General features: G+C 67.3%; 29 protein-coding genes and 1 tRNA gene. 12 read left to right on the forward strand and 18 right to left on the reverse strand.

Annotated features, from left to right (window positions below):
- Nucleotides 1-1044 (forward strand): NAD(P)-dependent alcohol dehydrogenase, encoded by a 1044-nt coding sequence (locus tag NATOC_RS19295; RefSeq protein ID WP_015323166.1) that lies wholly within the window; start codon nucleotides 1-3, stop codon nucleotides 1042-1044.
- A 42-nt stretch (nucleotides 1045-1086) separates the two neighbouring features.
- Nucleotides 1087-2466, forward strand: coding sequence for an oxidoreductase (locus NATOC_RS19300; RefSeq protein ID WP_015323167.1), 1380 nt, complete (start codon nucleotides 1087-1089; stop codon nucleotides 2464-2466).
- A 3-nt stretch (nucleotides 2467-2469) separates the two neighbouring features.
- Here the strand turns inward: NATOC_RS19300 and NATOC_RS19305 are convergent, their stop codons facing one another.
- The 3 genes from NATOC_RS19305 to NATOC_RS22950 form a co-directional block, all read right to left on the reverse strand.
- On the reverse strand, nucleotides 2470-3210 hold the full coding sequence (locus tag NATOC_RS19305; RefSeq protein ID WP_015323168.1) for a rhodanese-like domain-containing protein: 741 nt from the start codon (nucleotides 3208-3210) through the stop codon (nucleotides 2470-2472).
- Between the two features lie 127 nt (nucleotides 3211-3337).
- Nucleotides 3338-3410: transfer RNA gene (locus NATOC_RS19310), tRNA-Gln, on the reverse strand.
- A 110-nt stretch (nucleotides 3411-3520) separates the two neighbouring features.
- The gene (locus NATOC_RS22950) at nucleotides 3521-4312 is read right to left on the reverse strand and encodes a homing endonuclease associated repeat-containing protein (RefSeq protein WP_015323169.1); all 792 of its coding nucleotides are present in this window, start codon (nucleotides 4310-4312) and stop codon (nucleotides 3521-3523) included.
- A gap of 112 nt (nucleotides 4313-4424) precedes the next feature.
- Between NATOC_RS22950 and NATOC_RS19320 the strand changes: the two genes are divergently transcribed.
- The 4 genes from NATOC_RS19320 to cysE all read left to right on the forward strand — a co-directional run bounded on the left by NATOC_RS19320 (nucleotide 4425) and on the right by cysE (nucleotide 6948).
- A complete protein-coding gene (locus tag NATOC_RS19320) occupies nucleotides 4425-5015 on the forward strand; it encodes an IMP cyclohydrolase (protein ID WP_015323170.1) in 591 nt (196 codons plus the stop codon).
- A gap of 97 nt (nucleotides 5016-5112) precedes the next feature.
- Nucleotides 5113-5511, forward strand: a complete 399-nt coding sequence (locus tag NATOC_RS19325; protein WP_157224658.1) for a hypothetical protein — start codon at nucleotides 5113-5115, stop codon at nucleotides 5509-5511.
- Nucleotides 5512-5556: 45 nt separating this feature from the next.
- Nucleotides 5557-6225: a metallophosphoesterase family protein gene (locus NATOC_RS19330; protein ID WP_015323172.1), complete on the forward strand. Its 669-nt coding sequence runs from the start codon at nucleotides 5557-5559 to the stop codon at nucleotides 6223-6225.
- Between the two features lie 213 nt (nucleotides 6226-6438).
- Nucleotides 6439-6948: a serine O-acetyltransferase gene (cysE, locus tag NATOC_RS19335; RefSeq protein WP_015323173.1), complete on the forward strand. Its 510-nt coding sequence runs from the start codon at nucleotides 6439-6441 to the stop codon at nucleotides 6946-6948.
- 1 nt (nucleotide 6949) lies between these two features.
- Here cysE and NATOC_RS19340 read toward each other — a convergent pair whose 3' ends face one another.
- Both NATOC_RS19340 and NATOC_RS19345 read right to left on the reverse strand, forming a co-directional pair.
- The gene (locus tag NATOC_RS19340) at nucleotides 6950-7333 is read right to left on the reverse strand and encodes a hypothetical protein (RefSeq protein WP_015323174.1); all 384 of its coding nucleotides are present in this window, start codon (nucleotides 7331-7333) and stop codon (nucleotides 6950-6952) included.
- Nucleotides 7334-7386: 53 nt separating this feature from the next.
- Entirely contained in the window at nucleotides 7387-8775 is a 1389-nt protein-coding gene (locus NATOC_RS19345) for a phosphoglucomutase/phosphomannomutase family protein (RefSeq protein ID WP_015323175.1), read from the reverse strand.
- A gap of 116 nt (nucleotides 8776-8891) precedes the next feature.
- Between NATOC_RS19345 and NATOC_RS19350 the strand changes: the two genes are divergently transcribed.
- Nucleotides 8892-9482, forward strand: a complete 591-nt coding sequence (locus NATOC_RS19350) for an NADPH-dependent FMN reductase (RefSeq protein ID WP_015323176.1) — start codon at nucleotides 8892-8894, stop codon at nucleotides 9480-9482.
- A 54-nt stretch (nucleotides 9483-9536) separates the two neighbouring features.
- Here the strand turns inward: NATOC_RS19350 and NATOC_RS19355 are convergent, their stop codons facing one another.
- From NATOC_RS19355 to larB, 3 genes are all read right to left on the reverse strand, one after another.
- Nucleotides 9537-9791, reverse strand: coding sequence for a GIY-YIG nuclease family protein (locus tag NATOC_RS19355; protein WP_015323177.1), 255 nt, complete (start codon nucleotides 9789-9791; stop codon nucleotides 9537-9539).
- A gap of 95 nt (nucleotides 9792-9886) precedes the next feature.
- On the reverse strand, nucleotides 9887-10036 hold the full coding sequence (locus NATOC_RS22560; RefSeq protein WP_169330934.1) for a DUF7563 family protein: 150 nt from the start codon (nucleotides 10034-10036) through the stop codon (nucleotides 9887-9889).
- Nucleotides 10037-10153: 117 nt separating this feature from the next.
- Entirely contained in the window at nucleotides 10154-10912 is a 759-nt protein-coding gene (larB, locus tag NATOC_RS19360) for a nickel pincer cofactor biosynthesis protein LarB (RefSeq protein WP_015323179.1), read from the reverse strand.
- Between the two features lie 266 nt (nucleotides 10913-11178).
- On the opposite strand from larB, the gene NATOC_RS19365 reads away from it, so the two are divergent.
- Complete coding sequence (locus NATOC_RS19365; RefSeq protein WP_005554854.1) at nucleotides 11179-11346, forward strand: DUF1931 family protein; 168 nt, start codon at nucleotides 11179-11181, stop codon at nucleotides 11344-11346.
- Nucleotides 11347-11438: 92 nt separating this feature from the next.
- Here the strand turns inward: NATOC_RS19365 and fni are convergent, their stop codons facing one another.
- Nucleotides 11439-12497, reverse strand: a complete 1059-nt coding sequence (fni, locus tag NATOC_RS19370) for a type 2 isopentenyl-diphosphate Delta-isomerase (RefSeq protein WP_015323180.1) — start codon at nucleotides 12495-12497, stop codon at nucleotides 11439-11441.
- A gap of 98 nt (nucleotides 12498-12595) precedes the next feature.
- Here fni and NATOC_RS19375 point away from each other — a divergent pair, with 98 nt between their 5' ends.
- The gene (locus NATOC_RS19375) at nucleotides 12596-13009 is read left to right on the forward strand and encodes a hypothetical protein (RefSeq protein WP_015323181.1); all 414 of its coding nucleotides are present in this window, start codon (nucleotides 12596-12598) and stop codon (nucleotides 13007-13009) included.
- A 1-nt stretch (nucleotide 13010) separates the two neighbouring features.
- On the opposite strand, the gene rpiA is transcribed toward NATOC_RS19375, so the two are convergent.
- From rpiA to NATOC_RS19390, 3 genes are all read right to left on the reverse strand, one after another.
- Nucleotides 13011-13712 carry a ribose-5-phosphate isomerase RpiA gene (rpiA, locus tag NATOC_RS19380; protein ID WP_015323182.1) on the reverse strand — a complete coding sequence of 234 codons (702 nt, stop codon included), beginning with the start codon at nucleotides 13710-13712 and terminating at the stop codon, nucleotides 13011-13013.
- A gap of 127 nt (nucleotides 13713-13839) precedes the next feature.
- Nucleotides 13840-14679, reverse strand: a complete 840-nt coding sequence (locus NATOC_RS19385; protein ID WP_015323183.1) for an ABC transporter permease — start codon at nucleotides 14677-14679, stop codon at nucleotides 13840-13842.
- Nucleotides 14676-15605 carry an ABC transporter ATP-binding protein gene (locus NATOC_RS19390; RefSeq protein ID WP_015323184.1) on the reverse strand — a complete coding sequence of 310 codons (930 nt, stop codon included), beginning with the start codon at nucleotides 15603-15605 and terminating at the stop codon, nucleotides 14676-14678. Before NATOC_RS19390 ends, NATOC_RS19385 begins: the two co-directional genes overlap by 4 nt.
- Nucleotides 15606-15737: 132 nt before the next feature.
- On the opposite strand from NATOC_RS19390, the gene NATOC_RS19395 reads away from it, so the two are divergent.
- Both NATOC_RS19395 and NATOC_RS19400 read left to right on the forward strand, forming a co-directional pair.
- Complete coding sequence (locus tag NATOC_RS19395; RefSeq protein ID WP_015323185.1) at nucleotides 15738-16502, forward strand: ABC transporter ATP-binding protein; 765 nt, start codon at nucleotides 15738-15740, stop codon at nucleotides 16500-16502.
- Complete coding sequence (locus tag NATOC_RS19400) at nucleotides 16499-17854, forward strand: ABC transporter permease (protein ID WP_015323186.1); 1356 nt, start codon at nucleotides 16499-16501, stop codon at nucleotides 17852-17854. Before NATOC_RS19395 ends, NATOC_RS19400 begins: the two co-directional genes overlap by 4 nt.
- 174 nt (nucleotides 17855-18028) lie before the next feature.
- Here the strand turns inward: NATOC_RS19400 and NATOC_RS19405 are convergent, their stop codons facing one another.
- Complete coding sequence (locus NATOC_RS19405) at nucleotides 18029-18607, reverse strand: DUF5518 domain-containing protein (RefSeq protein WP_015323187.1); 579 nt, start codon at nucleotides 18605-18607, stop codon at nucleotides 18029-18031.
- 50 nt (nucleotides 18608-18657) lie between these two features.
- A complete protein-coding gene (locus tag NATOC_RS19410) occupies nucleotides 18658-19755 on the reverse strand; it encodes an AI-2E family transporter (RefSeq protein ID WP_015323188.1) in 1098 nt (365 codons plus the stop codon).
- Nucleotides 19756-19856: 101 nt separating this feature from the next.
- Here NATOC_RS19410 and NATOC_RS19415 point away from each other — a divergent pair, with 101 nt between their 5' ends.
- On the forward strand, nucleotides 19857-21035 hold the full coding sequence (locus tag NATOC_RS19415; RefSeq protein ID WP_015323189.1) for a thiamine ABC transporter substrate-binding protein: 1179 nt from the start codon (nucleotides 19857-19859) through the stop codon (nucleotides 21033-21035).
- Nucleotides 21036-21064: 29 nt separating this feature from the next.
- Here NATOC_RS19415 and NATOC_RS19420 read toward each other — a convergent pair whose 3' ends face one another.
- The 4 genes from NATOC_RS19420 to NATOC_RS19435 all read right to left on the reverse strand — a co-directional run bounded on the left by NATOC_RS19420 (nucleotide 21065) and on the right by NATOC_RS19435 (nucleotide 25947).
- Nucleotides 21065-23434 carry an ATP-dependent DNA helicase gene (locus NATOC_RS19420; protein WP_015323190.1) on the reverse strand — a complete coding sequence of 790 codons (2370 nt, stop codon included), beginning with the start codon at nucleotides 23432-23434 and terminating at the stop codon, nucleotides 21065-21067.
- 105 nt (nucleotides 23435-23539) lie between these two features.
- Nucleotides 23540-24163, reverse strand: coding sequence for a metal-dependent hydrolase (locus tag NATOC_RS19425; protein WP_015323191.1), 624 nt, complete (start codon nucleotides 24161-24163; stop codon nucleotides 23540-23542).
- Between the two features lie 63 nt (nucleotides 24164-24226).
- Nucleotides 24227-25192 carry a metal ABC transporter permease gene (locus NATOC_RS19430; protein WP_015323192.1) on the reverse strand — a complete coding sequence of 322 codons (966 nt, stop codon included), beginning with the start codon at nucleotides 25190-25192 and terminating at the stop codon, nucleotides 24227-24229.
- Between the two features lie 2 nt (nucleotides 25193-25194).
- A complete protein-coding gene (locus NATOC_RS19435) occupies nucleotides 25195-25947 on the reverse strand; it encodes a metal ABC transporter ATP-binding protein (protein ID WP_015323193.1) in 753 nt (250 codons plus the stop codon).
- Nucleotides 25948-25973 lie beyond the last annotated feature (26 nt).

Here is a 25973-nt window from a genome sequence, read left to right on the forward strand (position 1 = left end):
ATGCAAGCAGCCCGTCTCCACGAGTACACCGACGAGATGAGCGAGGCTCTCGAGGTAGAGGAGGTCGATCGTCCGGAGCTCGAGAAGTCCGACGAAGTCCTGGTCGAGGTCTCCGGCGCCGGTTGGTGTCAGACAGACAACCACATCATCGAAGGAATGTGGGAGGAGTATGCTCCGCAGGACCTGCCGATGACGCTAGGCCATGAGAACGCGGGCATCGTCGCGGAAGTCGGCGAAGAGGTGACGCTCGTCGAGGAGGGCGACCCGGTGATCTGTCACCCCGTCCAGACCTGCGGGATCTGCCGGCCCTGTCGGCTCGGCGAGGACATGTACTGCGAGAACAGCGCCTTCAACGGGCTGACGACCGACGGCGGGTTCGCGGAGTATCTCCAGACCAACGAGCGCGCGGTGATCCCGCTCCCCGACGGCGTCGATCCGACCGAGATCGCGCCCCACGCCGACGCGGGGATCACGGCCTACCACGCCGCGAAGAAGGCGGTCCGCGAGCTGAACCCGGGCGACACCTGCGTCGTCATCGGCGTCGGCGGGCTGGGCCACATCGGGCTGCAGTGTCTCGACGCGATGAGCGCGGCCGACGTCGTCGCCGCCGACCTCAAGGACGAGGCCCTCAAGCTGGCCGAGGACCTCGGCGCCCGCCACACGATCAACTCCGGCGAGGACGACCTCGCGAGCACCGTACTGGACCTGACCGACGACGAGGGCGCCCAGCAGGTGCTCGATTTCGTCGGGGCCGACGAGACCACCGCGACCGCGCCGGAGATGGTCGCCGCGGGCGGCGACCACCACGTGATCGGTTACGGCGGCCACATCCACGAGCCGTGTCAGGCGCTGGTCGACGGCGAGTTCTCGTTTAAGGGGACGCTGGTCGGAAAGTACGCCGAGCTCCAGGAGCTGGTCGCGCTCGTCGACCGCGGGGACGTCGAGCTGCGGACCGAGGTCTACGACCTCTCAGACATCAACACCGTCGCGGAACGCCTCGAGCACCGCGAGATCGAGGGTCGAGCGGTGATCACCCCACCCTGAGCGGGGGCAGCCTCTTGTGGTGTCCCCCCGAACGGATCGCGTATGGCGACCCTCGAGGACCCGATCGAGATCGGCGGCTGTCGCGTGCCGAACCGCCTCTACCGAGCCCCGCTGCTCGAGTGTGCGGGCAACGGCCCCGACGCCGTCGACACGCTGATCGAGGACCTCGAACCCGCCGCGGCGTCGGGAGTCGGACTGATCTGCCAGGGCGCGACGATCGTCCGCGGCGAGGGCGGCTGTGCTGCGCCGGGGATGACCCGCGTCCACGACCCCGACTTCGTCTCCCGACTGTCGCGACTAACCGACCGCGTTCACGATCACGGAGGACGGATCTTCCTCCAGCTCGAACACGGCGGGCTGCGGAGCATGGAGACCTGGCACGCCGCGTACCGCCGCGCCAACCCGGGCCTCGAGCAGCTCGCGGTCTCGAACCTCCCCTGGCAGCTCCGGGCGCTCGATCGAGCCGGCTTTCTCTCCTACGATCCGCACGTCCTCGAGACCGAGGAGGTGTACGAGCTCGCCGCCGACTTTGGCCGTGCGGCAGGGTACGCGGCCGACACGGGGTACGACGGAATCCACATCGCGGGAGCGAACATGGGGATCGTCCAGCAGTTCCTCTCGCCCTTTTACAACCGCCGCGACGACGAGTTCGGCGGCTCGCCGGAGGCCCGACTTCGGTTTCTGGCTGTCGTCTACGAGGCGATCCGCGAGTGGGCGGGCGAGCTCCCCGTAATGGCGAAGGTGCCCGCCGAGACTCCCGCTCCGCCAGCGCCGCTGGTTCGACGGAAGCTCTCGCTCGAGGACGGGATCGAGATCGCTCGTCGACTCGAGAAGATCGGTTACGACGCCGTCGTCCCGGTCGAAACGTCGGTCGCCTGGGACATGAGCATCGCCAGGGGAGAGTACCCGGACCGAGCCTGGGAAAACGAGGCTCTCCAGGAGGGGTACGACGCAGCCTTCGGCGGGCCGTTGCGAAAACGGCTCGTGGCCGCGGCGAACCGCGCGGAGGCGCTCGTGTACGATGCCGAACCGGCCTGGAACGAGAAGTTCTGCCGTCGCGTTCGCGAGCGGGTGTCGATCCCCGTCCTCGCGGAAGGCGGGATCCGCGGACGCGGGCAGATGGATCGGCTCCTCGGCGACGGGGCGAGTCGCGGAGACGACCCGACCCCGGCCTGCGACATGGTCGGACTGGCCCGGCCGTTCTACGCCGAGCCGCGGCTAGGGGCGCGGCTGCTCGAGGACGGCACGGCGAGTGACGCGGGCGGCAATCGAGATCTCCGCGTCCTCTGTGAGAGCTGTAACAACTGCACCGTTCCGCAGGCGACGGGCGCACCCGGAATCTGTCGGACGCCGTCGGTGCTCAGACGCCGCGGCGAACTCGAACGCGCGGGGGCCTACGACGGAACCACGAGCGAGCAGTAGTTCTCAACCAGTGATGACGCCGCTCGTCGCCTCCTCGAGTGTCAACTCCCGGGTGTAGTTCGGCGCCTCGATCTCGAGCAGCGAGTCGGCCTTGAGTCCCGTAAAGTGAACCGTCAGCTCGTAGCTGCCGTCGTCCTCGACGGTACTCAGCTCGCTCTGATCGGAGTCGACGGTTCGGGCGCGAACGTACTCGCCGGCGTAGGCGGGATCCGACCGACCGCGAATCTGATACGACGTCAGACTCTGTGTCGCTTGCTCGCCATCGACGGGATACCCCTGGGTGACCCACGCCTCGAGCCCCTCGTCGAACGCGTAGACGTTCTCGTAGCCGGCCTCGAGCAGCGACGCGGCCCGCTGTCCCGCCAGCGCGTGCGGACAGACGCAGTAGGTGACGATGCGGTCCTCCTCGGGCCACTCCTCGACCGGATCGTTCGAGACGCCGTCCGGAGCGCTGCTAAGCGCTGCACCCGTGATCCGGAGGTCGTCGTACTGGTCGGCACCCCGCGTATCGACGAACCGGGCCTCCTGGCGCTGGTACCAGTAGGCGACGTCCTCGAGCGGCGCCAGCGGAACGTCGACGCTCCCGACCGAGAGCGTCTCGTAGCTGTCGGTGTCGATCGATCGCTCCTCGGGAGCCGACTCCGGCTCGGGACCGTAGCCGTCGACGTCGTCACTGCCGAGACACCCCGCGATACCCACCGCCGTCGCCGCCGTTCCCGCGGCGAGAAACTGCCGTCGTCTCATCGACGACTCCTAGGGAAGGCGATCGAATATGGGTTCTGGTCGGGCCGACGATCCGGAGACCCCTTCGTTTCGACTGGAGATCGACAGCGGGCGCTACGAATCGGGTCGAAATGAAATCGGGAGGAAGTAGTCCATCCTGGATTCGAACCAGGGTCGAAGCCCCCAGAAGGCTTCAGGATTGGCCACTACCCCAATGGACTCCGACACGTCGTCCGTCAAAGACGACCTATCTATTCATAACGGCGGGTCCGTATTAGAGTGTTACGAACTCCGACGAACGATCGCTGTTTCCCTGCTCGGCCGCCGACGATCAGCGATCAGTGGCGGAGTCCTCATCGTGTTTCTTCCGATGACAGTTCGCGCAGAGAACGGTACAGCGTTCGATTTCGATCCGAATTCGTTCTCTGGATCGATCGTCCGAGATCAATCTCGCAACTGTCGCCTCCTTCCGATCAGTCGTATGATGAAAGTCCAGAGACGCCGGGTTCGATTCACCACAACGTTCGCACCCCTCGGCGCGTTTTCGATCGTGAACCCACCGTCTGCGCTCTCGTTTCGGCGGCGCGTAGTGGAGCTTGCGATGGCAGTTCGCACAGAGCAGCGTACACTTTTGGATTTCCTCACGGAGCGCGTCCTTACCGTGTCCGAACGTGATCATTCGTCCGACAGCCATCCGTTTCGTTTCCTCTTCTCGGTGGTGGAAATCGAGACAGGCCGGCGTATCGACATCGCAATGCGAACAGCCCTGGTCTCGTTTTTTGGCGTTGAGCCACGAACGGAGGTCGGAACGACGGGACAGCGTCCGTTCGGTATTCTGCTCGACGTTCCGGTAGTGCCACCGTTGATCGACCGAGAGCTCCTCCCAGGCTGTATCCGATGGAAGATCCACGTCGTCCGGTTTCGGTAGTGTGCGGGAACCGGTGGACGGTTCGGTCGCCAACCCGGCTCGCTCTTTCGCAGCGTTCCATCCGCCCAGAGTTCGAATGATCGTCGCCGAGGCCGGCGTCAACCCGAGGTCCTCGTACTGAGCCTTCGTCGGTGATTCGCCGAGCGTCTCCGCGGCACGCCGCAACGCCTCGAGACAGGCCGCCTCCGTCGCCATAGTCGGAGTTGGTATGTAATATTATATAAATATCCGGTCCAGTCGATCGTCGAGAGTCGACGATCGTGCACATATCGACACACATTTTCCCTTCGGCTGTCCACCCACGTGTATGTACGTCGGACGATTCGTCGTCGTCGGTCCCGAGGTCGGCGCCTACCGCGTCTCCTCGCGATCGTTCCCGAACCGAAAAATCACCGCTCGAGACGAGGCCCTCACGGTGGGTCCCACCGAGGACGCCCTCGAGACGGACAACCCCTACGTCTCCTACAACTGTCTGCGGATCGTCGAGACGCCGACGGGCGAGACGGCGGCCTTCGGCAACGGTTCCCACGTCGATCCGATCGCCGAGAAGCTCGAGCTGGGCTATCCCGCCCGGGACGCCCTCGCGGAGAGCCTGCTCGCGCTGGACTACGAGAAAGACGACTACGACACCCCGCGGATCGCGGCGACCCTGGGGGGAGACGGCGAGGCTCTGATCGGGACGGTCCGAAAGGACGCTCTATTGGTCGAAACCGTCGAGGAGCCGACGCTGGTCGCGACCTACGAGGAGGATTCGCCGACGGCGTTCGATCTCGAGGCCGACGGCGCCGCGGCGGCGGCGAGCGAGGTGTACGACCACGAGTTCGAACACGCCGTCTGTGCGGCCGGCGTCGCCCGGACCGCGGACGGGTTCGAGACGGCGATCGAGAACGGTAACTGACTCGAGAGACATCCGTCGGGCTTCCGGTCGATTCCGTCACCTGGCGACAGTCTTCGTGGCAGTATCGTTATCACTCTCGACAGCGAACTGTCGGCTCGTGGAGAGGCGAACTACCGGCCGGTGGTCTCCAGAGGGGACACCAACGCGCTGGCAGCTGATGGGATCGGCGCTGGTCGTTGCGTTCGCGGTCCTGAACCTGTGGGCTACCGGTGCAGTTTTTTGGCTCTGGATCGGTATCGGGTTCGTCTCGTTCGCCGCGGCGACCGGTCCGATCGCCGCATCGTCGGTTGGATCTCGAGTCGGTGCGTGGTTCCGCGGTATCGGATACGCGGGTCGAGCGATCGCGATCGCGGGGTTCGCAGCCGCCGTCTGGCTATCGGTATCCGTCCTCGACGTTCCGGCGGGGCCGCTGGTGAGCTTCGGGAACGGGGGACTGCTCGGCGTTTCCGCGATCGTCTTCCTCGAGGCGACACGGGAGTCCCTCGAGGTCGTATAGCGGCCTGGCGAACCTACATACCGCTCGCACCCATTACTCCCGCCCATGAAAATCGGGCTCATCTCCGATATCCACGGGAACCGCGTCGCTCTCCGGACTGTCCTCGCGGACATGCCTGCAGTCGACGAGTTGCTCTGTACCGGCGACGTCGTCGGCTACAACCCCTGGCCCGCGGCCTGCGTCGACGACCTCCGCGAGCGAGGGGTCCCGACCGTGATGGGCAACCACGACGCCGCGGTCGTCGAGGAGACGCCGTTCCGGTTTAACAGCATGGCCAAAGCGGGAGTCGAACACGCCCTCGAGCAGCTCTCGGCCGACCAGCTCGCCTGGCTCGCCGATCTCCCCGAGGAGCGGCTGGCGTGTGACGATCGGGTGAAGCTCGTCCACGGCCACCCCGACGATCCCGATCGGTACACCCGCTACACCCGCCCCGGCGAGTTCTCGCCGCGGCTGCTCGGCGACGAGGACGTCCTCGTGCTGGGCCACACCCACGTCCAGCACGTCGAGCGGTACGGCGAGGGGATCGTCGTCAACCCGGGCAGCGTCGGCCAGCCCCGCGACGGCGATCCGCGGGCAGCCTACGCCGTCCTCGACCTCGACGCGATGACCGTCGAGACCCACCGCGTGGAGTACGACATCGACAAGGTCAGGAACGCCGTCGCTGCAGCAGGACTGCCCGAACGGATCGGGAGCCGTCTCGAACGCGGCAAGTGAGCCGTCGGCACCGAAAAGATATCGTGGTGACTAGTTTATGACCCGGCGACGAAACGATCCCTTTTAGCTCGTCGATCGGAGTAGTGGAACCATGTTCTCGACCGGTCGCGTCGCGTGTTCCGTCCGGAACGCCGGGACCGCGACTCGACGGCGTTCCGATGCAACCGGGCGAACAGGCTCCGACGACCGCGACGCCGCCGAACGCGAGCAATCGTGATCGGGCGGCTCCGCGAGGACGTCCGGGCGATGTGTGATCGCGATCCCGCGGCGACGGGCTGTCGCGTGGTCTGGCTCACGTATCCCGGCGTCCACGCCGTCTGGGGTCACCGCCTCGCCCATCGACTCTATAACGGGGGGTTCGAACTCCTCGCTCGCGTCCTCGCCTATTTCGTCCGCACGTTGACGGGCGTCGAGATCCACCCCGCAGCGACGATCGGCCGCCGTGTCACGATCGATCACGGGATGGGCGTGGTCATCGGCGAGACCGCCGAGGTTGGCGACGACGTCCATATGTACCACGGGGTCACTCTGGGCGGGACGGCGAACGAGCCCGTCAAACGCCATCCGACCCTCGAGGACGGCGTTACTGTCGGCGCGAACGCGACGCTGCTGGGAGATATCACGATCGGCGAGGACGCTGCCGTCGGCGCGGGCTCGGTCGTCACCGACGACGTCGACCCCGAGACGACGGTCGCCGGGGTTCCCGCGGAGCGGATCGATTGAACTACGTCTGGTCCTCGTCGACGGTCCCGCCCGGATCCGGGTCCGAGTCCGAAGCCGGGACGCCCTCCTCGGACTCGACGTCCTGGTCGGTCTCGCCCTCGCTGTCGTCCGCGCCGACGGCGTCGTCGGTCATCGACTCGTCGGGATCGGAGACGTAGCCGAGTTCGAACCAGAGCTTGGCCGTACAGTCCATCGGCTGGGTGTCGAGCTCGACGTCCTCGTCGTGTTTGCTCAGGTAGCCGTTACAGCGGCCGTGTTTGACGACGTTCATCAGCGTCGCCTTCGACCCGCACTCGGGACAGTCGATCGCGTAGTCGCTTTCCTCGGTCTGATGCCACGCGTCGGGCTCGAGTTCGGTGTAGGCGGCGTCGTCGGATCTGCTCATATCCGTCTCTGCGGTCGCTGTCCCGGTAAACGTAGGCCCGGAGTGCGCAACCCTCAGACCAGCGGTTCGACCAGCGCTTCGCCCGCCTCGAGCAGTTCGGCGACCCGGTCCTCGTCGGTCGCCTCCGCGTAGACCCGCAGCTTGGGTTCGGTGCCGCTCGGCCGAACGAGCAGCCAGGAGCCGTCCTCGAGTTGGAGCTTGAACCCGTCGGCGGTGTTGACGTCCTCGACGGACGTCCCGGCGACGGCGTCGGGGATCTCGTCACCGAGGTCGTCGATCACGCGTGCTTTTTCGTGGTCGGGGCAGGCGACGCTGCGTTTGTCCTGGACGACGGTTCCGTGCTCGTCGAGCAGGCGGTCGACGCGGTCGTCGGTCGGTTCGGCGTCGTGCATCGCGGCAGCGAGCAGCGCCATCAGGACGCCGTCCTTCTCGCGGACGTGGCCCCTGATCGTAAACCCGCCTGACTCCTCGCCGCCGACCAGCGCGTCGTGGTCGGCCATCCCCTGGGCGATCCACTTGAACCCGACCGGGACCTCGTGGACGTCCTCGTCGTGGGCGTCGGCGACGTGGTCGATGAGAAACGTCGTCGAGACCGTCCTGACGACGGCACCCGAGTCGCGCTCGAGCAGGTAGTCGTACAGCGCGGCGAAAAAGAGGTTTTCGTCGAGGTAGCCCCGCTGAGGTGTCACGATCGCGAGACGGTCGGCGTCGCCGTCGTTGGCGACGCCGAGGTCGGCCCCGCCGTCGGTCACGCGCTCGACGAGCGCCTCGAGGTTCTCCGGGGCGGGTTCGGGCGCCCCGCCGCCGAACTCCGGATCCTGCTCGCAACGCAGCCGATCGACGTCGGCGCCGGCCCGCTCTAAGATGGCGTCGGTCGTCCCGCGACCGCTACCGTACATCGCGTCGTAGGCGACGGACACTTCCTCGAGGTCGACGTTGCCGATCGTCTCCTCGAGGAGCTCGAACGCGGCGTCGGCGTGGGGGGTGACGAAGTCGATCTCCTCGGCGCTGCCGTGTTCGTCCTCGGGCAGCGGGTCGGGTTCGGCGAGTCGCTCCTCGATCGCGTCCATTACCTCGGGAAGCGCGGGCGCGCCGTCCTCGGGGATGAACTTCACGCCGTTGTACTCCGGCGGGTTGTGTGAGGCCGTGACGACCAACGCTCCCGCCAGGTCCCGTTCAACGATCGCGTGGGCGAACAGCGGCGTCGGTCGGTCCCGTTCGGGCAGCAAGACGTCGAATCCGTTAGCACACAGCACGCGAGTCAGCTCCTCGGCGAACCCCCGCGAGGTTTCGCGGGCGTCGTAGCCGACCGCGACCGGACCCTCGAGTCCCTCGTCGGCGAGGTACGTCGCGACCGCCTGTCCGACCATCCGCACTCTGGGCGCCGTGAACTCCTCGAGGGGCGCCCGCCAGCCGTCAGTTCCGAACGAGATCGTCTCCATACTCCGCCTCTCATCGCCCGGTGCGAAAAAGGCGACGCTGCGCGGTCGGATCCCTCCGGCCCCAGCTTTCGACGGCAGGCCGACGCCGTTTTGCCGACCGCGTCGCTAGCGCAGCTATGACTAGTCCCTCCGTCCTCGCAGTTTCGGGCAGCCTTCGCGACGAGAGCTACACTCGGACGGCGCTGCGGTACGTCCTCGACGCCGCCGCGGAGGCCGGCGCCGAGACGCAACTGCTCGATCTGCGCGAGTACGATCTCCCCGTCTACGACCCCGATATCGACGGGCAGGGCGACGGCGAAGCGGCGATGAAGCTCGTCCGCGAGGCCGACGCGGTCGCGCTGGGAACTCCCGTCTACCACGGCTCCTACTCGGGGGCGCTGAAGAACTTCCACGACTACTGCGGGTTCGAGGAGTTCGAGGACACCACTGTCGGTCTGCTGGCGACCGCCGGCGGTGGCAGCTACGGTTCGACGCTCGACCACCTCCGGATCACGGTCCGTGGCGTCCACGGCTGGGTGCTCCCCCACCAGGTCGGGATTCAGGGCGCCTCGAGTTCGTTCGAGCCCGATCCGAAGGCAATCGACGGGCGAGCGTTCGTCGACGAGACCCTCGAGGAGCGCACCCGGAAGCTCGGTCGAATGCTCGCCGAGTACGCCTTCATCGAGCCCGACGTGAACTCACCGCGGACGGACGCGACCGACGAGTAGCGTCCTCGGGCGAGCGACTGCCGTGCAAGGGAGAAGACACGCTCCGCTCCGACCTCACTCCAGTCCGACCAGCTCTTCCTTCTGTCGTCGGGTCAACTGCTTGATCTCGTACTCACGGGACATCGCCGCGGACTTCGAGTCGTACTCCTCGTGGTAGCGAAGCTCGACGGGGGTTCGACAGCGGGTGTACTTCGCGCCCTCGCCCGCGTCGTGTTCCGCGACGCGTCGCTCGAGGTCGGTCGTGTAGCCCGTATACAGCGAGCCGTCGGCACACTCGAGGACGTAGACGACGTGGTCGGCCTCAGCCATCGCTCGAGGGTAGGGAACCGGTGGGTAAAAATCGTCTCGTCCGCAGGGTGGGAGCTAGGAGTCGGGGTCCGGCCGTGGTCTATCGGTGACGGTACTCAGGAGCCGCGGACGCGCTCCTTCGCGGCTTCCGCGATCCCGGCGTTCGCCGAACAGCTGACGCAGGCGTGGATCTCGCCGCGCTCGTCGGCGAACACGCGGGCAAACCGTTCGGAGACGTGCGCATCGCAGTGGTCACAGGTAGGCATTGTCGTGCCGGCTTCGGCCGGCATCAAAGGATAGCCAGTATACGAATAAAAGTGCTTCCCCAAACGCGGTTTGGCTTTCCGAAATGGAAAGAAAATCTTCGGATATTACTACCGCGACTACGATCGGGCCCGGTCGAGCGCCCGCGCGATCAGGGTCGCCTGCGCGCCCGCGACGAACCCGGCGTCGACGTTGACGACCGACAGGATCGTACAGGACTGGAGCATTCCGGCGAGCGCCGCCTCCCCGTCGCCGGCGTGGCCGTACCCGCTGGAAACCGGGACCCCGATCACCGGGGAGTCGACCAGGCCGGCGACGACGGTCGGGAGGGCGCCCTCCCGACCCGCGGCGACGAGCAGTACGTCGGCCTCGCGGAGCCGATCGAGCTGATCGAGGAGCCGATCGAGCGCGGCGACGCCGACGTCGTCGACCCGGTCGATCGTGACACCCGCGTCCCGACAGACTGCCGCGGCCTCGTCGGCGACGGGGCCGTCGACGGTACCGGCGGTGACGATCCCCACCGTCGCGTCGAGGCTCGGTCGCTCGGCGTTGGCGCTACGGACGAGGACGGTCCCGTCCCAGCGCTCGAGAGTCGCGTCGGGAAACGAGTCCCGGAGCGAGGACTCGAGGGCCTCGATCTGGGCGTCGTCGGCCCGGGTGATCAGCGCCCGGTCGGTCGTCTCGAGTGCGTCCTCGGCGAGGGCGACGACCTGCGGGGCGGACTTGCCCGCCGCGAAGATCCCCTCCGGAATGCCGCGGCGCTGCTGGCGGGCGGCGTCGAACCGACCCGCCTCCCCGGTGACGTACCCTCTGAGTTCGGCTTCGGCCTCCGCCGGCGAGAGCGAGCCATCGGCGACGGCCTCGAGGAGTTCACGCATACCTGACCTGGGTGATGGATACACTCGAATCCGTCGACCCGTCGCGACCGGCCCCGCCGCTGCTCGAAACGCGCGCGAGCGGTCCCAGACCGCGCGCGAGCCGGGGATCCCGGTTCGATCGAACCGAATCGAGGTCGCGGAGTTCATCAACCATATATTTTCCGGTGGAATTTGCGTGCCAAACAGGCGAACTAACCCCTGCAGCCCCGGTATCCCCCGTCATAACCAGAATACTTATAATGGGGAAACGGGAACGGACACATCGTATGGCAGACCTTATCGTCAAAGCCGCTGTGAAGGAAGCGCTCGATGACAAGAACGTCGCCTCGGACTTCTACGACGCACTCGACGAGGAAGTCGACCAGCTTCTCGAGGACGCGGCCCGCCGCGCCGAGGAGAACGACCGGAAGACGGTCCAGCCGCGCGACCTGTAAGGTCGACAGTTCGAGCGTTCTTTTATCGCCGCACCGATACGATACTCTCGACTGTAGCCACCGATAGCGGCTGTGATACCGGAACGCAGCCGCTACTGTCGCTGGTCGAGGTACTCCCGGGTTCGTCCGGTGAGGACGTACTCGCGCTCGCCTAACGCCTCGATCGAGTCCGCGCCGGTGACGAACATCGCCGTCCGGAGCTCGAGTTCGAGGGTCTCGAGCAGGTCGACGACCGCGTCGGCACCCTTCCCCGCCGGGGAGAGAAACGGCTTCGCGAGCCCGCCGGCGCTGGCGCCCATCGCGATCGCCTTCGCGACGTCGAGCCCCGATCGAACGCCGCCGCTGGCGATGACGGTGTCGTGTTCTGCGGCGGCCTCGAGGGTACTGACCGCCGTCGGAACGCCCCACGCGCGGAACAGCTTCCCGATCTGCTCCTGTCGGTCGGCGCCGACCGCCGCGGCCCGGTGGGACTCGATCCCCGACCACGTCGTCCCGCCCTTGCCCGCGACGTCGATGGCGTCGACGCCGGCGTCGGCGAGCCGTCGGGCCGTCTCCCGAGAGATGCCGTTGCCCGTCTCCTTGACGACGACCGGAACCGAGAGCCCGTCGGCGACCCGTTCGATCTCGGCGAGACAGCCGCGAGCGTCGACGTCACCCTCGGGCTGGACCGCCTCCTGGAGGAAGTTCAGGTGGATCGCCATCGCGTCGGCGTCGATCATCTCGACGGCCCGTTCGACGTCCGCGAGGTCGTACTCGAGCAGCTGTGCGGCGCCGACGTTGCCATAGAGGACGGCGTCGGGCGCCGCCTCGCGGACGACGGTGTACGATTCGAGCAACTCCTCGTCGTCGAGTTCCAGACCCGCTCGCTGGCTGCCGACCCCCATCGCGACGTTCGTTCGTTGGGCGGCCTCGGCCAGCGCCCGGTTGATCTTCGTCGTGTTCGGGTGGCCACCGGTCATGCTCTCGATGACGATCGGCGCGTCGACCTCGGCGCCGAACAGCGTCGTCGACGTGTCGATCTCGTCGCGGTGGATCTCGGGCAGGGCCTCGTGGATCAGCTCGACGTCTTCGAAACCGGTTCCTCTCGTTTCGACGTCTTCCTCTTCGATGATTCGAATGTGGTCGTCCTTGCGATCGGCCGTCTCAGTCATTGCCTAGTAGGCGAACGAGGACCGTGAAAAACGATCCGTTCGCCGCGTGCGAGTCCGGGACCGATTTTTTGAGGATCGCCGTCCATCCGAGAGACGAGATGCTTCGCAAACTGCTGATCGCGTTCGGAATCTTCGAGATCGCAAACCCCCAGCCGGTCATCGACGCCTGCGAGCGGATCGGTCTGGAGAACCCCGAGGACGCCCGGCTTCGCCCCCGGGCGCTGTGGGGCGCCCGACTCGAGGGAGCACTGTTCGTCTGGGTCCTCGCTCGCCGGGAGTCGGGCGCGACGATCGCCAACCGACTGCTCGCGCTGGCGGGGATCGCGCTCGTGCTCGTCCCGCAGCCGATCGTCGAGGTGAGCCAGCAGCTGGTCTACGAGAACGTCGACGAACTCGAGACGAAACCGTGGGTCGATCCCGCAGCCCGGCTGCTGGGCGCGCTGTACCTTACCGTCGCGGCGCTGTCGACGATCGGTAGCGACGAAAGTAACGAGGACGCGACCGTGAACTGACTCAGTACTGACGGACGTCGACGCCGTCGTCGGTCCCGACGTAGGTCGCGTCGGCGCAGTCGACGAACAGCCCGTGCTCGACGACGCCGGGCAGCGCCGAGAGCCGCTCCGCGAGCGCTGCCGGGTCCTCGATCGGCCCGAACGCGCAGTCGAGCACCAGGTTCCCGTTGTCGGTGACGACCGGCCCGTCTTTCTGCTGTGCGTCTCGCAGCGTCGCTTCGCCGCCCAGCTCGCCGATCCGCTCGGCGACGACCGTGTGGGCTTCGGGGAGCACAGCGACCGGAACCGACGCCTCGAGGCGGTCGGTTAGCTTCGAGGGGTCGGCGACGACGACGAACCGGTCGGCACTGGCGTCGACGAGCTTCTCGCGGGTGTGGGCGGCGCCCCCGCCCTTGATCAGCGTTCCGCGGGCGTCGCCGTCCTCGAGGACGCGGTCGGCCCCGTCGATCGCGAGATCGACCCCCGGGACGGCGTCGAGCTCGGTCAGCGGAATCCCTTCTTCGAGGGCCAGCTGCCGGGACTGGAAGGAGGTCGCGATGCCACGGACGTCGAGCCCGTCGTCGACGGCCCGCCCGATCGCCGCGATCGCGTGGGCGGTCGTCGACCCCGTTCCGAGCCCGACGACGAACCCGTCCTCGACGTCCTCGGCCGCACGCTCGCCCGCGCGTCGCTTCGCCGCGTCGGAGCCGCCCGTCGTCTTCATGCCAGAGAGGGCGGGCGGGGACGGGAAAAACGTTGTACTTCGGCCCTCGGATGGACCGTTGGAGTTCGTTCCGGCGATCGCCGTCTCCGTTCGAGCGAGCGCCGGGAAAACGCTGCGACGATCCAGATCAGAGGTCGATCGACTCGAACCGTAGAACGCCGAGCGCGAGCGGGACCAGCGCCCAGACCCCGAGGACGACGAATCCGAACCAGGGCCGGGCGGCAAGCGGGAGCTCGTCGCCGCCGTACATCCCGCTCATCGCCAGCCCGGACTCGCCGAGGACGGCCCCCAGCGCCGAGCCGTAGGCGGCGTCGGGCGACAAGGAGAGCAGCGTGACGTACCAGTCGGGGAACTCCTCCATGAGCAGCTGGCCCTCGACGGCGTACAGCAGGAGCTGGACGAGAATCGACCAGGCGAACCAGAAGAAGACGAGCAGACCGAACGCGCCGATGGCAGCCTTCGTCGTCGATCGGGTTAGCGAGGAGAGCCCGATCCCGATACAGACGTAGACCAGTCCGAACAGCAGCGTGACCAGCGTAAAGCCGAGGTAGTCGACCAGCGAGACCGACCCCACGAACGCGAACAGCCCGATCAGGCCGACGGCGAACCCGACGAGGATCGAGACGCCGACGACACCGGTGCGTCCGAGGATCTTCCCGACCACGACGTCGCGCCGCGAGTGAGGCAAGCCGAGCAGGAACTTCAGGCTCCCGTTCTCGCGCTCGCCGGCGATCGCTGCGTAGCTGACCACGAGCGCGATGATCGGGACGAGATACCCCGCGGGCGTCTGGAGAGCGATGATGAGATCGAGCGTCGTCTCGGCGCCGCCCTCGAGGGCCTCGGCGGCCCAGGACGCCAGATACGCCCCGCCGACGGTAAAGAGCCCGAACAGCGCCGTCAGGGCAAGCAGCGTCCGCGAGCGCACGGCGTCGCGGAAGTCCTTCTTGGCGACCGCGATCGCGCTCACGGCGCCACCTCCCGCTCGTCGGCGGTGTAGGCCACGAACAGGTCCTCGAGCGAGGACTCGTCGGTCTCGAAGTCCTCGACGGTGACGCCGTGCTCCTCGATCGTCCGGAGGACGGTCGTCTTCGCCCCGTCGGCGACCGCGACGACCACCGTCGTCCCCTCGGTCTCGACCTCGGAGACGCCGTCGATCGACTCGACGGCCGACAGGGCTGCCGCCGAGTCCTCGGGGATCCGATCGAGTCGCACTCGCAGTCGAGTCCGGTTCGGGACCGCGTCCTCGAGGCCGGCGATGGTGTCCTCGGCGATCAGCTCGCCGTCCCGGAGGATCCCCACGCGATCACAGATCGCCTCGACCTGGCCGAGGACGTGCGAGGAGAAAAAGACGGTCGCACCCCGACGGTTCTCCTCGCGGATGATCTCGCGCATCTCGCGGGCGCCGTTGGGATCGAGTCCCGTCGAGGGTTCGTCCAGGATCAACAGGTCGGGCTCGCCGACCAGCGCCGTCGCCAGCGTGAGCCGCTGAGCCATCCCCTTCGAGTAGCCGCCGGCCTTCTTGTCGGCGGCGTCGGCGATCCCCACCCGTTCGAGGAGCTCGTCGGCGTCGTCATCGGCGTCTTTCGACTCGATAGCGAACTCGACGTGCTGGCGCCCCGTCAGCCGGTCGTAGAGCTCGATCCCCTCGGGCAGGATTCCCGTTCGTTCGCGGATCTCGAGGCTGCCGTCCTCGGCGTCGCGGCCGAACACCGTCACTTCGCCCGCGGTCGGCCGGATGAAATCGAGCAGCAGATTGATCGTCGTCGATTTCCCCGCCCCGTTCGGGCCGAGAAAGCCGTACACCTCGCCCTCCTGGACGGTGAGGTCCAGCTCCTCGAGGGCGAGTTCGTCGCCGTACCGTTTCGTTACGCCCGAGATATCGATTGCGGTCACTGTTATACGACCGTATTTAATTAGCTATCACATATGTTTTGCGCAGAATACTAACACTTCCTGGCCGGTGTCGGCTGCGGGAATCGGTTCCGGAGTTCGAACCTTTTTCGACCGGGCTGTGGATGTGACCGTATGGCACGATCGGGCACCACCGGCGAAACCGACGGGGGGACTGCCGTGCGACTCGCGGACGTCCGGAAGACCTACCAGCTCGGGGAGCCGGTTCACGCCCTCGACGGGATCGATCTCGGGATTCCGCGAGGCTCGTATACCGCGATCATGGGACCGAGCGGCTCCGGGAAGTCGACGCTGATGAACCTGGTGGGCTGTCTCGACACGCCGACGGAAGGAACCGTCGTCGTCGACGGGGCCGACGTCACGACCCTGAGCGACCGCGAGCGAACGACGCTTCGGGGGACGACCGTCGGCTTCGTCTTCCAGACGTTCAACCTCATGCCGCGGCTGAACGCCGTCGAGAACGTGGCGCTCCCGCAGCTGTTCCAGGGGATCGGTCGGGACGAGCGCCGCGAGCGGGCCCGAGAGTTGCTCGAACGGGTCGGCCTCGGTGACCGTACCGACCACCTCCCCAACGAGCTCTCGGGTGGCCAGCGCCAGCGGGTCGCACTCGCGCGGGCGCTGGTGAACGACCCCGCGATCGTCCTGGCCGACGAGCCCTCCGGGAACTTAGACACCGAGACCGAAGCCGAGGTGCTGGACCTCTTCGGCGAGTTCCACGACGCCGGGACGACGCTGGTGGTCGTCACCCACGAGCGCCACGTCGCCGAGCGCGCCGAGCGGATCGTCCACCTGCTGGACGGGAAGATCGAACGGATCGAGGAGCTCGGCTCGGCGGGCGATCCCGACGAGCCGGCCGACGGTGGTAGGGAGGATCGATGAACCCCCTCGAGAGCCTGCGACTCTCCTGGCGCTCGATCCGGGGCCACAAGCTCCGCTCGGCGCTGACGACGCTTGGCATCGTGATCGGGATCGCCGCGGTGATCGCGTTCGTCACCCTGGGTGCGAGCCTGCAGGCCGGGATCGTCGGCGACATCAGCCCGGACGACCAGCGCAACGTCTACGGCTGGGCGGCCGACCCCGACACCGAGGGCGGGCCGCTGGCGGGCGCCCAGCCGGTCGTCAGCGGCGACGACCTCGAAGCGATCGAGGATCTCGAGGACGTCGACGCGGCCTACGGGTACGCGCCGATCCAGAGCCAGGCGGTCGCGAGCGGCGACGAGCAGGTCGCCCAGGGCGACGGGGTGATCGCGACCGGCCCCTCCTACGTCCGCGAGGACACCCTCCGGGAGGGCCGGCAGTTCGAGCCCGGCGAGCGCGAGGCAGTGCTCAACCCCGCGGCCGCGGGCCAGTTCGAGGAGAACGTCAGCGTCGGCGACGAGATTACGATCACGATCCTGGGCGGCCAGCAGACAACCGCGGAGGTGGTCGGGATCACCGACAGCAACGAGGGGCTGAGCCCGTTCGAGGGGTTCGAGTCCTCGCCGCGGCTCTACGTGTCGACCGACCCCTACTACGTCGAACAGGCCGGCGCCGCGGGGCTCGGCGACGACGGGCCGCTCGGGGGAGACGGCAATGAGGACGTCGACGACGGCGAGGACGCGGCCGACGCCGACGACGCCGACCAGGCGGCACAAGCACAGGCCGACGGCGGTGACGCACGCTTCATGGCGGTCATCGTCGAAGCCCACTCCGCGGACGGGGACGACGTCGACGCCGCCCGCGAGGCCGCACTCGACTACCTCGAGAGCGACGACGCCGACGCGAGCGAGTTCCTCGGCGAGGAGCTCGCGATGACGTTCCAGACTAGCGCCGAGTTGCTCCAGCAGCTCGAGGACGTCCTCGAGCTGTTACAGAACTTCATCGTCGGCATCGCGGCGATCTCCCTGCTGGTGGGCTCGATCGGGATCGCGAACATCATGCTCGTCAGCGTCACCGAACGGACCCGCGAGATCGGGATCATGAAAGCCGTCGGCGCCCAGAACCGCGACGTGCTCGGACTGTTCCTCGCCGAGGCGGTGATCCTGGGGGTCGTCGGCGCGATCCTGGGAACCGCGCTCGGGCTGGCCGCGGGCTATCTCGGCGCCTGGTACATCGACCTGCCGCTGGTCTACCCCCTCGAGTACGTCGCGCTCGCGATCGCCGTCGGCGTCCTCGTGGGGATCCTCTCGGGGCTGTATCCGGCCTGGCGGGCGGCCCGGACGGATCCGATCGACGCGCTCAGATACGAGTGACTGGCCGACCGACAAAGCATATGGCCCCGATTTGGGAGTCGGGTGGTCTGCAACGCCGACACGTCCTCGCGGCGGTCTGCGGAGCCGGCACCGTCGGCGTCGCCGGCCGTCTCGGCGGTGAGTGCCCGCCCCGGACGGACGATCGAACGTCGGCGCTTTTCGAGTTCGTGTGGGCTACTCGTCTCGCTCGCGGTCCCGGGTTTCGTGCCACCGCGAGGGATCGAGGTCGTCGTCCTCGGGCTCGGCAACCGGTTCGTTTCGCGAGGACGGTTCCGGGTCGGACCGATCGGTCGCGTCCTCGTCCCGCTCGCGCGGTTGCGCCCCGGAACGATGCGGCGGATCCCGTCGCCTCGTGCCGATCGTCTCCCGCGTCCGCGCGTGTCGTCGAGGATACTCTCGCGCGAGGTAGGCGCCGAGATACCCCCCGAGCAGCGACAGGCCGACGGTGTAGACGAACGCGAACAGGACGCCGACGAGGATCAACAGAACGACGAACGCAAAGCCCTCCGCAGGTGCGGCGGCGACGCCGAACCCGAACCCGACGAACCCGATTCCCAGCACGGCAACGGCGGCGATCGGAACGAACGTGATCGCACCGGCGAGGGCGCCGACGATCGCCCCGTCCCGGTCGTTCGGGCCCTCGAGAAAGCCCGCGACCGCGCCGCCGATGACCGTCGAGAACGGGATAAAGGAGAGGACGATACCGACGACGGCACCGATGATCGCGTTGATGATCGTTCGGCCACTGACCATGTGGGACCGACGATGAGCAGGGAGAAAGGCGTGTTGGGTGTCGCTGCCGGTCAGTCGTCGGTCGGGACCTCGGATTCCACGTCGGCGCTCGACGCTCGCGTGCCGCCGTTCTCGGAGTCGGGCGACGCGAGCTCCGCGAGGCTCACGTCGCCGTTGACCTCGTCGGCGAGCAGCTCGATCGCTTCGACGAAGATCGCGACGATCAGCGGACCGACCACGATCCCGATCGCGCCGAGGGTGAAGAGTCCGCCGGTGAAACCGACGAAGTAGAGGCTTCCCGGCAGCCCGGCCGAGCGGCGGGCGAGACGGGGTCTGACGACGATGTCGGGCAGCCAGGCGACGAGCGTGATGCCGAGGACGCCGACCAGCGCCGCCGCGGCGAGTTCGTCCGCGGCGACGTGATAGAGCGCGATCGGGGCGATCAACAGGCTCGGGCCGATGATCGGTACGAACTGCAAGATCGCGGCGAACAGCGCGAGGGTAAACGCCATCTCGTACCCGAGCAGGTGAAAGAGGGGGTAGCCGATCAGCAGGGAGGCGAGCGACGTCGCGAGCTGCAGGACGTAGATCGCGTACAGCGTCTCCCGAGCCCGGACGGCGAGCGCTCGAACGACGCCCCGATACTCGTGGGGAACGGGCGCGATCGCGGCGCGTGCGGCGGCGTCGCCCTTGTACAGCAGGGCGAACAGCAGGATGACGAACAGCGCGAACTTGATCGCGAGCACCGGTAACGACGAGGCAAGCGAGACGGCGACGTCCCGGAGAAAGCCCACCGCGAGCGCCTGGACCTCCCTGGTCTCGATCGTGTAGGTCATCTCGAGGACCGTCACCGGGATCTCGGCCGGCGCCTCCTCGATGAGGGCGACCACCTCGTCGACCCGGAAGTACAGCGTGAGGACGATCGGCGCGAACACCGCGGTCGCGCTCACGAAGCCGACGAGCGTCGCGCCGACGGCTGCGGCCCACTCGCCGAGGCCGCGCCTGACCAGCCAGCCATGGACCGGAACCAGAACGTATGCGACCGTTAACGCGAAGAGGATCGTTCCAAGCACCTCGAGCAGGATCGCGCCGGTCAGCAGACCCAGCAACGCCACGACGCCGCCGAGGACGTAGCGCCGTCGCCGCGGGGAGTTTGCGGTGGCTGTCACACCGACCGGTCGGCGTCGACCGTCAAAGCTTTTCTGAGACGGGACGCCCCGTCGCCGGGGTGATCCCCGGGCTTAAGACGACACGGAGAGTCACTACCCGTATGAATCGGCGTGCGGTCGTGCGGGCCGTCGGCGTCGGAGCGCTCACTGGAGCCGCCGGCTGTTTCTCCCGCGAGGACGACGAGGACGACGCCGACGACGCGACCGATCGGGACGACGTCGAACCCGACGAGCCCGATCTCGAGGGCGTCCTCCGGGTCGCGACGACCGAGTCGATGGTCGTCGGCGAGCGGGCAGTCGGCGACTGGCTCAGGGAGGCCTTCGAGGAGGAGTTTCCCGACGCCGAACTCCAGTGGACCGTCCCGGAGGCCGGCCTCGAACACTACCGCAGGCGCGTCGAACAGGACGCCGAGATCGACGCTGACGTCTACCTCGGGCTCACGCCGCCCGATCTGGCCGACCTCGACGCGAGGCTCGCCCCCGAGACCCCGTTTCGCGAACTCAACGACGAGCGGCTCCCGGCGACGGATCGGTTCCGCGATGACCTCGCGTTCGGCGATCCCTGGGATCGGGTCGTCCCCACCGGGGTGCGCTACAGCTGTCTGTGGTACGACGAGAACGATCTCGAGGCAGCCAACGGACCGGAGGAGTCAAGCGACGACGCGGACGAGGACGACCTCGAGGTACCCGACGCGCTGGAGGAGCTACCCGACGGCGCCTACGAGGACGCGCTGGTGGCCCCCGATCCCGGTCGTTCCGACGCCGGGCTCGCCTTCCTGCTGTGGGTGATCGAGACCGTCGGCGAGGACGAGTTCATCAGGTACTGGGGGGAGCTCGACGAGAACGGACTCGAGCTCACCGACGACTGGGAGGGGACAGTGACGGCGTTCGCGGACGGCCACCGACCGCTCGCGGCCGGCTACACGACCGACGCGGCGTACGCCGAGCGCGAGGGATGGGAGACCGACGGCTGGGAGGTCGTATTTCCCGACGAGCGGGGGTACGAGACGCCGATCGGTGCGGCCGTCTTCGAGGACGCCGTGGAGGTCGATCTCGCCTACGACTTCCTGAATTTCCTGCTCTCGGCCGACATCCAGGCCGAACTCGCCGTGCGTCACTCACAGATCCCGGCCCTCAGCCGGGCGTTTCTCGATCTTGACGAGTCGTTCGAGGACGCTATCGCGGTTCCCTCCGAGCCCGTCTCGATCGGGTACGATCGGCTCCGAGAGGAGCTCACAGGCTGGCGGGACGCGTGGGCGAACGCGTTTCCCGTCCGCTGAGACCCCCCGGCACCGCGCCGTTCGACGCCTCAGGAGCGTCGCGACCGGAACCGGTCGAGCCCGACCTCGAGCATGTCGGGGCTGACGGGCTGGAACTCGCCGTCGTCGGGGAGGTACTCCCGCACCGAGTCCCAGCTGTCCCGGGCGTAGCGCTCGTCGAGCAACACGCGGACGCCGACGTCCTCGGCCGAGCGGATGACCCGACCGACCGCCTGGCGGGCCTTCCGAACCGCCGGGATCGTCAACGCGTACTCGAAGCCGTCGCCGAAGGCGTCGTCGTAGGCCCGGCGCACGGCCGTCGTCCGCGGACTCGAGGTGTTGACGATCGGGACGCCACAGACCACGGCTGCAGAGAGTCGGTCGCCGCTGTAGTCGACCCCCTCGGTGAGCGTCCCTCGAAGACTCGTGACGAGCACCTTCCCCTCGCCCGCAAAGAAGTCGCTCTTGAGCGACTGGGTCGTCTCGTCGTCGCTGGCGGAATCGAGCAGCACGGGCTTCTCGATCCGGTCCTCGAGGGCGCCCGCGATCCACTCGGCCTCCGCGTAGCTGGGCATCCCGACGAGGACGTTGCCGGGGAGGCGAGCGACCTTCGCGGCCGCGTCGGCGTAGTGGGTCCGCGTGGGATTGGTCTCGCCGGGCCGCCCCCGGTTGTCGTAGGTGTATTTGGGCGCAGCAACCGCGAAGCTCTCGCGGTTCTCCTCGGGGAAGTGGAGCCCGTACCGGCGTTCGACGACCGGTCGATCCTTCTCGTCGGCGAGATAGTCCAGGCCAGTCACCTCGGTGAACGCCGCGACGGGCTCGAGGGTCGCGCTCATCAGAATCCCGCCGCCGAACGCCGCCAGCCGATCGCCGATCGCGTCGCTTGGCACACAGTTGTGTAAAGCGAGCCTGGCGGTGTAGGCCCGTCGCCAGGAGTCGGCCGGCTCGGTCTCGTCCCAGGTGCGTTCCAGTTCGATCTCCCGGAAGTAGTCGGTGTGATCGCGGCGGTACCACTCGCCGAGGACGCGGCCGACGGCGGGGGCCGCGCGGGTTCGGTCCTCGTCCTCGGCCTCGTTTAACACGCGCTCGACGACGGCACCGACGTCCTCGGCCCGGACCCAGACGGCGTCGCTGTAGCCCGCGTCGGCGGCCCACTCGGTGAGGTCGTCGACAGCGGGTTCCTGCGGGTCGCGCAGAGGAATCTCCGCGTCCGAGAGCTCGGTGAGGTTCGACTGCCACCCCCGGTGGTTCCGGTCGAGGTGGGCGGTGACGCGACGGTCGAGCTCCTCCCGGAGGTCCCGAACGAACTCGAGGGTGCGGGAGAGCTCCTCGAAAGAGACGTCGCTGTCCTCGAGCTCGCCCCGGACGAGGTCGGCGTCGGCGGTCTTCGAACCGCCCTGGGCCTCCCGTCCCTCGCGCTCGAACCGGATCGGCTGGAGCACTCGAGAGAGCTCCGTCTCGGCGTCCCGTAACGTCTGGTCGGCGACGCCGTCACTGACCAGATCGCGCACGCGTGGCTCGAGCATGTGGGCCTCGTCGCAGACGACAAACGTCGAGTCGTCGAGCAGGGCGCCGGTGAACGCGGTCGTCGTGGTGGGATCGAACGCGTGGTAGTAGTTGCCGATGACGACCTCGACGTGGCCCAGCGCGGCGCCCATCACCGAATGGGGACAGGTGCCGTGACGGACCGACCGCGCGACGAGGTCGTCGGGGGTCAACATCCCGGTCGCGGTGAAATCAAAGGGGACGGCCTCGGCGGGGTCGTCGTCCTCCTCGTCAGGCAAGTCCTCGAGGTACTGGGCGTAGAACGGGCAGTACTCCGTCTCGGCGCCGACCGCGCCGCCATCGCTGTAGGTCGACATCTCCGGCGGGTAGGCCGCGGTCTCCCCGGCGGTCTCGAGGAACCGTCCCGTCGCGCCCGTCGCTCCGCTGTCGGCGAGCCCGGTCTGTTGCTGGCGGGCGCGGGCGGTCAGCGTCCCCGCAGTCGTCTCGCCGCCCTCGCCCGTGAGGTCGCGGGTGCGCTCGCGCAGGCTCTCGCAGCGATCGTAGACGTTGCCGTCGTCGATTCCTCCTGCACCGGCGCGGTTGTACGGACAGACGTCGGCCTTCCCGACCAGCGTCAGCCCCGAGACGGGGTTCCAGTCGTCGGGCAGGTTCTCGTTGATCGTCTCGAGGTCGTCCTCGAACTGGCGCAGCTGCTGTTTGACGCTCGTGAGGACGAAGACGCGCTCGTAGTCGGTGTTGGGGTCGCGCACGAGGTCAATCCCGGCCGTGAGCGCGATCATCGTCTTTCCGGTGCCACAGGCCCCCTCGACGACGGTGTAGCCGCCATCGCGAGCGGTTTCGATGGCGGTCTCGATACCGTCGACCTGCTCGTCGTAGGGCTGGGGGTGGCCGAAGATCGAGCGCCAGTCGGTCATTCCTGCCGTACTCATCGTCGGTCGCTCATAGCGTTGACGAACCGTAGCCGCGGCTTCGGTTATAAAGCTCGGAGATCCTCGGCCGGGAACCGACGAGGACTCGCGTCACCGGCTCCGGGGGTCGGTCGCCAGCTCGACCAAGCGCACGAGGACGCGCTTGACCGCGAGGACCGACTCGCGGAAGACCGGTGCGCCGTCGTAGAGCCACAGCAGGGCGGCAAACCCGGTCGCACCGAGCATGAGCAGGGCGTACGTCGACGGATCGTCGGAGAACAGCTCCTGGTGGTAGTTCCCCAGGAGGACGAAGAACTGGTCGGTAAAGCCGGTGTGCTCGTGGGCGTGGTGGTAAACCTCGTCCGGTTGGAACGGCCACAGCAGGATCCAGAAGCTGAGGTGGCCGTCCCGGACATAGCCGTCGACGACGTCAGCAGGCAGATGCAGCAGGTAGCCGACGGCGAACGCGAGTCCAGCACGAGGGCGGCCGTACGACCGGGCGAGCGCGCCGACGGCGATCGACAGCGGGACGGCAAAGAAGATCGAGTGGCCGAGCGCGTAGCCGATCTCGAAGACGTCGTACTCCCAGGCCAGCGGTTTGTCGATCAGATCCGGAAGGACGGAGGCGAAGACGACCGCGAACGCCTCGAGTCCGCCGGGCGAGTCGCGGTAGTAGACGTGGCAAAACAGCGAGTACGCGACGTATCCCATGATCGCGTGTTCCCAGGGCCACATACGGATTCAGGTCACCTCTTTGATAGCATTCATTTCGTTTGTGTTGTTACTCATTGGTTGACGCTACCTGTCGTTGACGATTGCAAACACGTAGACAAGGATCGCGACGAGAACGATCGCCGGTCCGGTCGCAATGTCGAGGTAATACGAGGAGAGAATGCCGGCGAGAACAGCGATCTCGCCGAACAGAATCGAGAGAGCGAGGCCGCGGTTGAAGTTGCTCGTCAGTTGCATTGCGGCCGCGACGGGAACGACGAGCATCGCGGCGACGAGGATCGCACCGAGGATCTGCATCGCCGCGACGACGACCAGCGCCGTCACGACGATCAGGAGCGTATCGTAGAACCAAACGTTGATCCGAGCCAGTCGCGCCGCTTCGCGGTCGAACGTGATGAACAACAACTGCTTGTGGGTCAGCCCCACCATGCCGACGACCAGTATCGTGAGCGCGACCATCAGCTGGACGTTCTCGAAGGGAACGAACAGGATGTTGCCGAACAGGTAGCTCTCGATCTCGCGACCGAACGCGACACCCTCGCCGTAGGAGATGACGGCGACCCCGACGGCGAACCCCCCGGTCAGGATGATCGCCAGCGGAACGTCGGCGTAGGCGTCCGTCGTCACGGCGAGATACTGGAGCCCGAGCGCGGCGAGGACGGCGGCGATCAGCGCGAAGACCAGCGGATAGTTCAGCCACTCGACGCTCGCGCCGACCACGAGTCCGATCGCTACGCCGCCGAACGCGGTGTGAGCGAGAGCCTCTCCGATGAGTGCCATCTGCCGGTTAACGACGTAGGCGCCGACGAGCGGCGCGGCGATCCCGACGAGAACGCCGGCCGTAATGCCGTGCTGAAGGAACGTACTACAGACCAGCCAGGAGTCGATTGCTCCGCAGGTCGTTCCCCAGAACGCGTCGAAAAGCGGCGGGAAAACCCAGTAGACGAACGCGGCGGTAGCGAGCACTGCCGCAGGAAGACCGACCGCGGTCGCCGTCAGCCCGCGCCGGGACCGGAACGTATCGTCGTTCATCGTCAGTCTCCCGAGGCAACGCCCGTCGACCGCGCTGCTCGCGCCGAGCTGAACGCGCGTTCGAGTGCGTCGGTTTCGAGGAACCGTTCCGTATCGCAGTGTTCGTAGAGCTCGCGGTTGAGACACGCGATCGTATCGGCGTGCTCGGTGACGACGCCGATATCGTGTTCGATCAGGACGATCGTGATCCCCGCCTCGTTGAGTTCGTGTAACAGATCGTAGAACGCGTCCCGCGAGTCGGCGTCGACCCCGACCGTCGGCTCGTCGAGCGCCAGCAGATCGGCTTTGGACGCGAGCGCGCGAGCGATGTACGTCCGCTGTTTTTGTCCACCCGAGAGCGAGCTGATCTGTCGGTCGGCCAGGTCGACGATACCGACCTGCTCGAGGGCGTCGTCGACGATCCGATGATCGTCGGACCCGAGAGGCGAGAGGCCGGCGTGGGCGTACCGTCCCATCCGTACGACCTCACGGACGGAGATCGGCATCGTCGTGTCGGCCTCCGAGGACTGCTGTGAGACGTAGCCGAGACGGGTCCCCTCGTCGAACGACGTCGCGTCGGTGCCGAACAGCTCGACAGTCCCCGTATCCGGCGTCTGCAGTCCCAGCAGGATTTTCAACAGGGTCGTCTTCCCGGAGCCGTTCGGTCCGATCAATCCCAGGAAATCGCCAGCTTCGACCGTAAGAGAGACGTCTTTGACCACGGGCTGGTCGTCGTACGCGAAGGTGACGTTCTCGGCGGCTATTACAGCGTTCATTTGAGGTTGGTAACCAGTTTTTGCTC

The organism is Natronococcus occultus SP4 (assembly GCF_000328685.1).
GTDB lineage: Archaea > Halobacteriota > Halobacteria > Halobacteriales > Natrialbaceae > Natronococcus > Natronococcus occultus.

Bases quoted from the DNA above. Each gene is read 5' to 3' on its own strand.
- NATOC_RS19295 (WP_015323166.1), top strand. From the start codon at position 1: ATGCAAGCAGCCCGTCTCCACGAGTACACCGACGAGATGAGCGAGGCT.
- NATOC_RS19300 (WP_015323167.1), top strand. From the start codon at position 1,087: ATGGCGACCCTCGAGGACCCGATCGAGATCGGCGGCTGTCGCGTGCCG.
- NATOC_RS19305 (WP_015323168.1), bottom strand. From the start codon at position 3,210: ATGAGACGACGGCAGTTTCTCGCCGCGGGAACGGCGGCGACGGCGGTG.
- NATOC_RS22950 (WP_015323169.1), bottom strand. From the start codon at position 4,312: ATGGCGACGGAGGCGGCCTGTCTCGAGGCGTTGCGGCGTGCCGCGGAG.
- NATOC_RS19320 (WP_015323170.1), top strand. From the start codon at position 4,425: ATGTACGTCGGACGATTCGTCGTCGTCGGTCCCGAGGTCGGCGCCTAC.
- NATOC_RS19330 (WP_015323172.1), top strand. From the start codon at position 5,557: ATGAAAATCGGGCTCATCTCCGATATCCACGGGAACCGCGTCGCTCTC.
- NATOC_RS19340 (WP_015323174.1), bottom strand. From the start codon at position 7,333: ATGAGCAGATCCGACGACGCCGCCTACACCGAACTCGAGCCCGACGCG.
- NATOC_RS19345 (WP_015323175.1), bottom strand. From the start codon at position 8,775: ATGGAGACGATCTCGTTCGGAACTGACGGCTGGCGGGCGCCCCTCGAG.
- NATOC_RS19350 (WP_015323176.1), top strand. From the start codon at position 8,892: ATGACTAGTCCCTCCGTCCTCGCAGTTTCGGGCAGCCTTCGCGACGAG.
- NATOC_RS19355 (WP_015323177.1), bottom strand. From the start codon at position 9,791: ATGGCTGAGGCCGACCACGTCGTCTACGTCCTCGAGTGTGCCGACGGC.
- NATOC_RS22560 (WP_169330934.1), bottom strand. From the start codon at position 10,036: ATGCCTACCTGTGACCACTGCGATGCGCACGTCTCCGAACGGTTTGCC.
- larB (WP_015323179.1), bottom strand. From the start codon at position 10,912: ATGCGTGAACTCCTCGAGGCCGTCGCCGATGGCTCGCTCTCGCCGGCG.
- NATOC_RS19365 (WP_005554854.1), top strand. From the start codon at position 11,179: ATGGCAGACCTTATCGTCAAAGCCGCTGTGAAGGAAGCGCTCGATGAC.
- fni (WP_015323180.1), bottom strand. From the start codon at position 12,497: ATGACTGAGACGGCCGATCGCAAGGACGACCACATTCGAATCATCGAA.
- NATOC_RS19375 (WP_015323181.1), top strand. From the start codon at position 12,596: ATGCTTCGCAAACTGCTGATCGCGTTCGGAATCTTCGAGATCGCAAAC.
- rpiA (WP_015323182.1), bottom strand. From the start codon at position 13,712: ATGAAGACGACGGGCGGCTCCGACGCGGCGAAGCGACGCGCGGGCGAG.
- NATOC_RS19395 (WP_015323185.1), top strand. From the start codon at position 15,738: ATGGCACGATCGGGCACCACCGGCGAAACCGACGGGGGGACTGCCGTG.
- NATOC_RS19400 (WP_015323186.1), top strand. From the start codon at position 16,499: ATGAACCCCCTCGAGAGCCTGCGACTCTCCTGGCGCTCGATCCGGGGC.
- NATOC_RS19405 (WP_015323187.1), bottom strand. From the start codon at position 18,607: ATGGTCAGTGGCCGAACGATCATCAACGCGATCATCGGTGCCGTCGTC.
- NATOC_RS19415 (WP_015323189.1), top strand. From the start codon at position 19,857: ATGAATCGGCGTGCGGTCGTGCGGGCCGTCGGCGTCGGAGCGCTCACT.
- NATOC_RS19420 (WP_015323190.1), bottom strand. From the start codon at position 23,434: ATGACCGACTGGCGCTCGATCTTCGGCCACCCCCAGCCCTACGACGAG.
- NATOC_RS19425 (WP_015323191.1), bottom strand. From the start codon at position 24,163: ATGTGGCCCTGGGAACACGCGATCATGGGATACGTCGCGTACTCGCTG.
- NATOC_RS19430 (WP_015323192.1), bottom strand. From the start codon at position 25,192: ATGAACGACGATACGTTCCGGTCCCGGCGCGGGCTGACGGCGACCGCG.
- NATOC_RS19435 (WP_015323193.1), bottom strand. From the start codon at position 25,947: ATGAACGCTGTAATAGCCGCCGAGAACGTCACCTTCGCGTACGACGAC.